11 protein-coding genes and 1 pseudogene are annotated in these 6,028 nt (G+C 37.3%); 1 reads left to right on the top strand and 11 read right to left on the bottom strand.

Annotated features, from left to right (window positions below):
• Positions 1–80: 80 nt before the first annotated feature.
• From GPK60_RS12520 to GPK60_RS15585, 10 genes and pseudogenes are all read right to left on the bottom strand, one after another.
• Positions 81–507 (bottom strand): annotated as a pseudogene (locus GPK60_RS12520) (GNAT family N-acetyltransferase).
• Between the two features lie 74 nt (positions 508–581).
• Positions 582–881, bottom strand: a complete 300-nt coding sequence (locus GPK60_RS12515) for a hypothetical protein (protein ID WP_173897666.1) — start codon at positions 879–881, stop codon at positions 582–584.
• Entirely contained in the window at positions 859–1,200 is a 342-nt protein-coding gene (locus GPK60_RS12510; protein WP_022117918.1) for a helix-turn-helix transcriptional regulator, read from the bottom strand. The genes GPK60_RS12515 and GPK60_RS12510 overlap by 23 nt, the downstream gene beginning before the upstream one ends.
• Positions 1,175–1,585, bottom strand: a complete 411-nt coding sequence (locus GPK60_RS12505) for a hypothetical protein (protein ID WP_215660413.1) — start codon at positions 1,583–1,585, stop codon at positions 1,175–1,177. Before GPK60_RS12505 ends, GPK60_RS12510 begins: the two co-directional genes overlap by 26 nt.
• Positions 1,586–1,880: 295 nt before the next feature.
• On the bottom strand, positions 1,881–2,222 hold the full coding sequence (locus GPK60_RS12495; RefSeq protein ID WP_215660410.1) for an arsenate reductase family protein: 342 nt from the start codon (positions 2,220–2,222) through the stop codon (positions 1,881–1,883).
• 1 nt (position 2,223) lies between these two features.
• Entirely contained in the window at positions 2,224–2,679 is a 456-nt protein-coding gene (locus tag GPK60_RS12490) for a YaiI/YqxD family protein (RefSeq protein WP_173897664.1), read from the bottom strand.
• Positions 2,680–2,689: 10 nt separating this feature from the next.
• Positions 2,690–3,058 (bottom strand): VOC family protein, encoded by a 369-nt coding sequence (locus GPK60_RS12485; RefSeq protein WP_173866986.1) that lies wholly within the window; start codon positions 3,056–3,058, stop codon positions 2,690–2,692.
• Between the two features lie 53 nt (positions 3,059–3,111).
• Positions 3,112–3,579, bottom strand: a complete 468-nt coding sequence (locus GPK60_RS12480; RefSeq protein WP_173897663.1) for a hypothetical protein — start codon at positions 3,577–3,579, stop codon at positions 3,112–3,114.
• A 173-nt stretch (positions 3,580–3,752) separates the two neighbouring features.
• Positions 3,753–4,010: a hypothetical protein gene (locus tag GPK60_RS12475; protein ID WP_252191397.1), complete on the bottom strand. Its 258-nt coding sequence runs from the start codon at positions 4,008–4,010 to the stop codon at positions 3,753–3,755.
• On the bottom strand, positions 4,007–4,135 hold the full coding sequence (locus GPK60_RS15585) for a hypothetical protein (RefSeq protein ID WP_274601136.1): 129 nt from the start codon (positions 4,133–4,135) through the stop codon (positions 4,007–4,009). The genes GPK60_RS12475 and GPK60_RS15585 overlap by 4 nt, the downstream gene beginning before the upstream one ends.
• A gap of 227 nt (positions 4,136–4,362) precedes the next feature.
• On the opposite strand from GPK60_RS15585, the gene GPK60_RS12470 reads away from it, so the two are divergent.
• Positions 4,363–5,199 carry an AIM24 family protein gene (locus tag GPK60_RS12470; protein ID WP_215660405.1) on the top strand — a complete coding sequence of 279 codons (837 nt, stop codon included), beginning with the start codon at positions 4,363–4,365 and terminating at the stop codon, positions 5,197–5,199.
• A gap of 67 nt (positions 5,200–5,266) precedes the next feature.
• Here the strand turns inward: GPK60_RS12470 and GPK60_RS12465 are convergent, their stop codons facing one another.
• A complete protein-coding gene (locus GPK60_RS12465; RefSeq protein WP_215660402.1) occupies positions 5,267–6,025 on the bottom strand; it encodes an EFR1 family ferrodoxin in 759 nt (252 codons plus the stop codon).
• Between the last annotated feature and the right edge of the window lie 3 nt (positions 6,026–6,028).

Raw genomic sequence — 6,028 nt, 5'->3', positions numbered from 1 at the left:
GCAAACGAAAGGGCAGTTAATGAAAAGTCTCCATACTGCTTTTTCGTTTGCACCACCTTCGATTCTTTCCTTAACGATTTCTATTTTCGTTTCCATAGCATGGTGTACTCTTTTTCACCAGTAGCTTCATCCAAACCTTCACATTGAATAATGAACCCTTCTCTTTGACAAAAAAGAAATTGCTCTGGCATTCTTCTGGTATACATTTAATCGTAAGCTAACTTTTTTATCCTTAATATAATCCAATAAAAGCTTACCTATGCCACATGACTGCATCTCATCAGAGACAAAAATACCTTCGATATATTCATCATTTAATCCTACAAATCCTTGAATCATTTTATCATCTTCATACACATAGACTTCGGATTGTGACATCATTTCTTTCACTAATTCATAATTACTTTTCCAGTATTGATTGATAATAAAATAATGTGCTTTCAGATTTGTCTTTAACCATATGTCAGCAACTCTATCAATATCTTCGTTCAGCAACTTTCTAATCATAACAAATATTCTCCGCAACTACATCCTTTATGCTTTTCTTTTTTTCCATTCTATCACAAGCTCACCATTAATCATCAATTTTTTGATATTTTTTCTTTTCCCCCACTGTAAAACAGCCTCTGAGCGTTCTTCCGATTATTTTCACCTTTCAGCCACTGTGCCGCCGCTTCCGGCTCTCGTATTACCCACAAATAAAATTGTCGAATCAAATCTTCCGCCTTTATATTATAGGCTTTACAGATTTCTTCAAGCACCGCCTTGTCTTTTTCTGGCATAGAAAACACATAGATCCATTCATGATGCTCTTCATCAAATGTGCAACGCACATCATATGGCTCTGCTACAGAATAATTAATTGGAGAATAGGGAAACATCCTCATAGGTGACCTCCACATACAGTTGCAAATATTTCACATATGCCTTAAGTCTATAATATATGGATCTTTGCTCAGGTTGATATCCCCGATTTCCACAAATAATTTTATCTATAGGAACCCTGAATAATTCACTCAATGCATATACATTATCTATACTTGGAAGACTTCTCCCATTCAGCCAATGATAGACTGCCTGCTGTGTGGCAAGACCCATATATTTCTGTACATCCATAACCGTTAACCCCAGAGAATCCATGAGATGGCGGATCTGCTTTCCGGTTTTCACTTTATCAATTGTCGGGAACTGCTTCTCCATTCTTTTTCTCCCCTGTTGCCTGGTCTATAGTAATTCGATAAATACTTAAAATATCAGAAAGAATTCCCTCTTTAATCAGCTTGCCAAGACTAACCGGCATATAGCCACAGACATTGGCTGCCAAATTCAAATGCTTACACCCTATTTTGTAAGGCTCAATGTTGCTGTGATCATGTCCATGAATATTCAAGCACCAAGATAAAGCATACACTGGTTCATGCGAAAGAAGTATTTTTTCTGCAATCAATAATGGACCATCGTAAATTTCATCGAACAATCCTTTATAATCCTTCTTCTTGTCATGATTTCCAAGAAGTAGAATCTTCTTTCTTGCTTTAATCTGCTTTACAAAAGAAGCTTGCTGCAAAAGTAGTTCATTCAGCAAGATATATCACATTCAAGCTGTGTAGCAGCTGCCCTTATAAAAATGAATTCTATGAGACACTTTCAAATATCGGTAAGCTGAATGTACAGCTGGAATAGCAACTATTAACGAACCTTGACAGCCTGATAATTGCTCAAAACTTGTCATAGGGATTTTATACCCTTTTTGGAGATTGGTTGAGCGATGTTTAGTCTACATGGGTCAATTTTGGGATTCATGGTACAGTTATCAGTTCAGATACTGTTCCGTGAATAATCCAGGTTTATTTATCTTGGCCAAAAATCTACCGGCACTCTTACTTCCACGTTTTCCAGATATCCGGCTGATATCCAAGAGTGGATTGTTTTCTATTACGAACCACCGGTGTCTTAATCACCTGCGGGTTTTCCAGTACCTTCTCAAGTTTATCTTCCTCTGCAATATACTTAATGAGCGCAAGCAGATCCTTATCCTTGCCCTCCCAGTTGATCATATTTTCCAGTCCACCATTTGCCTGAGCAACTGAATTAAATTCACCCTTACTCATGCCCTTTTCTTTCATATCAATAAACTGAAACTGGATCCCACGTTCCTTAAAGAAACGTTCTGCTTTCTTTGTATCATTGCACTTCTTTGTTCCAAAAATCTGTATATTCAAATTAATTCTCCTTGTCCATCGCCATATGTATCATTTCTTCAAAAGACGCTCTGAAATGCTCATCATCCTCTGCTGTTCGTTTTCGTGATCCTTTTAAGTGATTCTTTCCGGATGCCCTTCGTGCTTTCTTGTTCAAGTGACGCTCCATAAGCATCTGATCAATATTCTCATTGGTATACCATTTCCCGGATTGATGAATCGCATATGCGCCTTTTCCTAATGCCATTGCAGCCACACCATAATCCTGTGATACAACAATATCGCCTTTATGACAAATACTGATCAGTTTATAATCCACGGCATCTGCTCCGGCTCCAACTACAATCACCTCACTGTAATCAGAAGATAACACATGATTGGTATCACACAACAACGTTACAGGAACACTGTGCTCTTTTGCAACTTTTTCAACAATACCAACTACCGGACAGGCATCTGCATCAACAAAAATCTGCATATCTTCTCCTTTAATTAGACATAAATGGCGTACGAACCTCGATGAGATTGCCACTCGGATCATACAGCCTTACAAGTTTCTGGCCACCTGCAATTTCTGTTAGTTCAGTGGCATATCGGACGAAATACTTACCAGATTCATATTTTGCAAGCAATCCATCTATATCAAATTCCTCAAAATACAGTTCCATCCTATTATTGAATGGTGTAGAAATCTCATCCAACGTCTTTCCCCATAAACCGGCGTCCTGCAAAACAAGACCTTCCGATAAGATCACATTCCCTTCATTCTGAAGAATCACCTGCAGTCCAAATAAGTCCTTATAAAACTCTATGGATTTTTCTATATCATCTACTACAATTAGTACATTTTTTAACATGTCAGACACCTCACAATCCACTTTGTTACTTCTACTGTAAATAATACTTATGATTACTTCTCTACATACCGTCTTCGATAATATTCCATCGTACAATACTCAATAATATCTTTCATCTGCTTCTTAAAAGCATCAACTTTAATTACATCTGCCAATTCATCTCGAATTCCCAGTGCATAGCCATCCTTATCTATAAAAAAACCTTTACCAGAAGTTTTTAAAAACTTAATCGGCATGCTTTTGGCTTTGCTTAAATGCTGTTTGTCTGTTATCTTTCGATACTCCTCATAAGAAGTTACTTGTGGAAAATCTTTCCAGTTCGTGCCGCGATTAAAAAATCTTTTCCAACTTTCCACCACTTCATCCTCCTGACAAATAATGTATTCATAAGATTTCGCATCAAAAAAACCATCAAACTCCATTTCATACGAAAAAATCCAAAACCTGCCTTTTTCAAGTTCGTCCACATCTTTTTCTTTAATTGTTGCATAAAACAGGTCTTCATAATTTTCTGTGTTCAAAGCTCTTAAATAATCGATTGCAAAATGAATCCAAGCACCTGCTGGTTTAAAAAATACTGTTTAGATTTTCTTTTGCTGTCTGAAGACTGTTCAAAGCTCTACGCCCAGCTTCAATTGCTTCTCTTTTTTCTTTTTCAATATCATATCCTATTCGTTTTCTTCCTCCTGATCCATTATGAATGTGACGTCACCAATGCTATAATGCCACCAATGATCAACAATGGAAAAGCAATGTACATCAGTCCACCTATAACCATACCAATCAATATCACCGGAAAGAAAATAACTGTACAAAGTAGTTTCATAATTCCCCAGGATGCTCTTAACCCAAAAACAAAAAATTTTCCAACAAACCAAATCATACAAATTGCAAATAATAACGATAACATTTTTTTCTCCTTCTGAAACTCATTTTGATATGCGTCTTTCATTTTTTCTGTTCTTTTTCTGATAAATATTCAGATGTGTTCTTTATACCAAGCTTATTACTGAATGCCAGATTTTTCTCCATCTTTTCTATTATCCGGATTAATCGAATTCTCTGTGCTGCTTCCATCTGATCACCCCATTTATATTCTGCTTTTTTGTTGATATTGTCACTATAACAAATTTATTTTTCATAATACACATCCACCATGAGAAATTGCAGCTTTATATTTCTCGAATTTTGAGAATTCTGTCTTTATATTTCTCTGCACGAATTGTTTTCTATCTATGCTGACTCTTTTATAATAAGCATATACGAGCAACATCATAAATTATTATTAAAAGGGAGATTATGCTATGCGAATTGAAAACTTACAAAATGAAAACAGAAAATATGCGAAAAGTATCGGAAACTTCCATGTGCTTGAATATGTGCAGGATGCCAGCGTTTCACCTATGAATGCAATGAATGAGTATTTCATGAGTAAAATGAATGTCAGAAGAAGACAGGTTGTTATTGATATTGATAAAGACCATTCAGCTATTATCCAGGCTGGTGCCATGCAGTGGATGGGTGGTAATGTACAAGCCACATCTGGTGTAAAGGGTATCGGAGATTTCCTTGGAAAGGCACTCAAGGGTGCAGTTACAAAAGAAACCGCAGTTAAACCGGAATATGTTGGTGAAGGCTGCCTGGTATTAGAGCCAACATACAAATATATTATCCTTGCAGACATTGGCAAATGGGGACCAGCCGGAATGACAATTGAAGATGGCATGTTCCTCGCTTGTGATGCAAATGTAAAAAGTAAAGTTGTAGCCAGAAAGAACCTTTCATCAGCAGTATTAGGTAACGAAGGTCTGTTTAATCTGAGTTTGCAGGGAAATGGTGTAGCTGCACTGGAGTCTAATGTTCCCGAAGATGAATTAATTGAAGTCATATTGGAAAATGATGAACTGAAAATTGATGGAAACCTTGCTGTATGCTGGTCATCAAATCTTGAATTTACCGTAGAAAGATCTACAAAAACACTTGTCGGATCTGCAGTTAGCGGAGAGGGTCTGGTAAATGTTTATCGTGGAACAGGACGAGTACTGATGTGTCCGGTCGCACCGACAGCTTCCTTGTTTGAATCCACAAACACCATGGCAGCTAAAGCTGCCGCTAAATCCAGCAATACATTTGGAAAATAAGCGTAAAACACATTCTCACGTAAACAACAAACGCCGGTATAGGATTATAAAAAGTCCTGTATCGGCGTTATTTCATCTTTAACTGCTCAAAATGATAACGCGGTTTTCCTATACTCTTTTTGCCATACTCTATTGCTTCTGTGGGGCAATAACAAATACATGCCATACAGTGAGTACATTGATTCCCCCATATCGGCTTTCCGTTTTCAAGTACAATGTTATTCTTTGGGCAGTTTTTAACACATTGACCGCATCCGATACAAGTATCATCTGTCTGAAATGCAGTAGCTTTCACGAAGAACTGATAAAAAATAGGATTTACCGGACCACTCATAAAACGGTCGTAGAGATTGTTTCGTGGTACAGGGAAAGGTTGTTCTGCTTTAATACAGGCAATGGTATCCACAATAGTAGGCTCAGCATTTTTTACAATTTTTCTTGCTTCCTCTGCTTGGGGTGCATCGAACATGGCAATATAGTTTTCCGGCATAAGAATTTGAGATGTACCCATATAACATAAGTGCTTTCGCTCAGCAAGACTACTATTATATTTTGACGCATTGCCAATTTCACTACCGCAGTTCATAACAAACCAAATACGTTTTGCAGAAAGCAATTTCATTTTTGAAAGCCAATCCGACACAATTCGGGGAATACGCCACGCATAAGTCGGAGTTACAACGATTACATTCTCACCTGTTTTTACTGGCGAATAATCTGCTGCCTTGATTTTTGCATTCACATCTACAATCTCATCCTCCAATTCAGCTGCAATTTTTTTCGCTATATAACGGCTGTTGCCGGTTCCTGAAAAGCACAAAATCATGAT

The sequence above is a fragment of the Ruminococcus sp. MCC718 genome, from assembly GCF_018783905.1.
Taxonomy (GTDB): Bacteria; Bacillota; Clostridia; order Lachnospirales; family Lachnospiraceae; genus Hominisplanchenecus; species Hominisplanchenecus faecis.
The sequence above is the reverse complement of the archived record's forward strand: the minus strand, read 5'-3'. Positions and strand labels throughout refer to the sequence as shown.

What these genes read in the sequence shown, in the direction of transcription:
- GPK60_RS12510 (WP_022117918.1), bottom strand. Translation starts at nt 1,200, where the DNA reads ATGGAGAAGCAGTTCCCGACAATTGATAAAGTGAAAACCGGAAAGCAG.
- GPK60_RS12490 (WP_173897664.1), bottom strand. Translation starts at nt 2,679, where the DNA reads ATGCAGATTTTTGTTGATGCAGATGCCTGTCCGGTAGTTGGTATTGTT.
- GPK60_RS12465 (WP_215660402.1), bottom strand. Translation starts at nt 6,025, where the DNA reads ATGATTTTGTGCTTTTCAGGAACCGGCAACAGCCGTTATATAGCGAAA.
- GPK60_RS12515 (WP_173897666.1), bottom strand. Translation starts at nt 881, where the DNA reads ATGTTTCCCTATTCTCCAATTAATTATTCTGTAGCAGAGCCATATGAT.
- GPK60_RS12485 (WP_173866986.1), bottom strand. Translation starts at nt 3,058, where the DNA reads ATGTTAAAAAATGTACTAATTGTAGTAGATGATATAGAAAAATCCATA.
- GPK60_RS12475 (WP_252191397.1), bottom strand. Translation starts at nt 4,010, where the DNA reads ATGAAAGACGCATATCAAAATGAGTTTCAGAAGGAGAAAAAAATGTTA.
- GPK60_RS15585 (WP_274601136.1), bottom strand. Translation starts at nt 4,135, where the DNA reads ATGGAAGCAGCACAGAGAATTCGATTAATCCGGATAATAGAAAAGATG.
- GPK60_RS12470 (WP_215660405.1), top strand. Translation starts at nt 4,363, where the DNA reads ATGCGAATTGAAAACTTACAAAATGAAAACAGAAAATATGCGAAAAGT.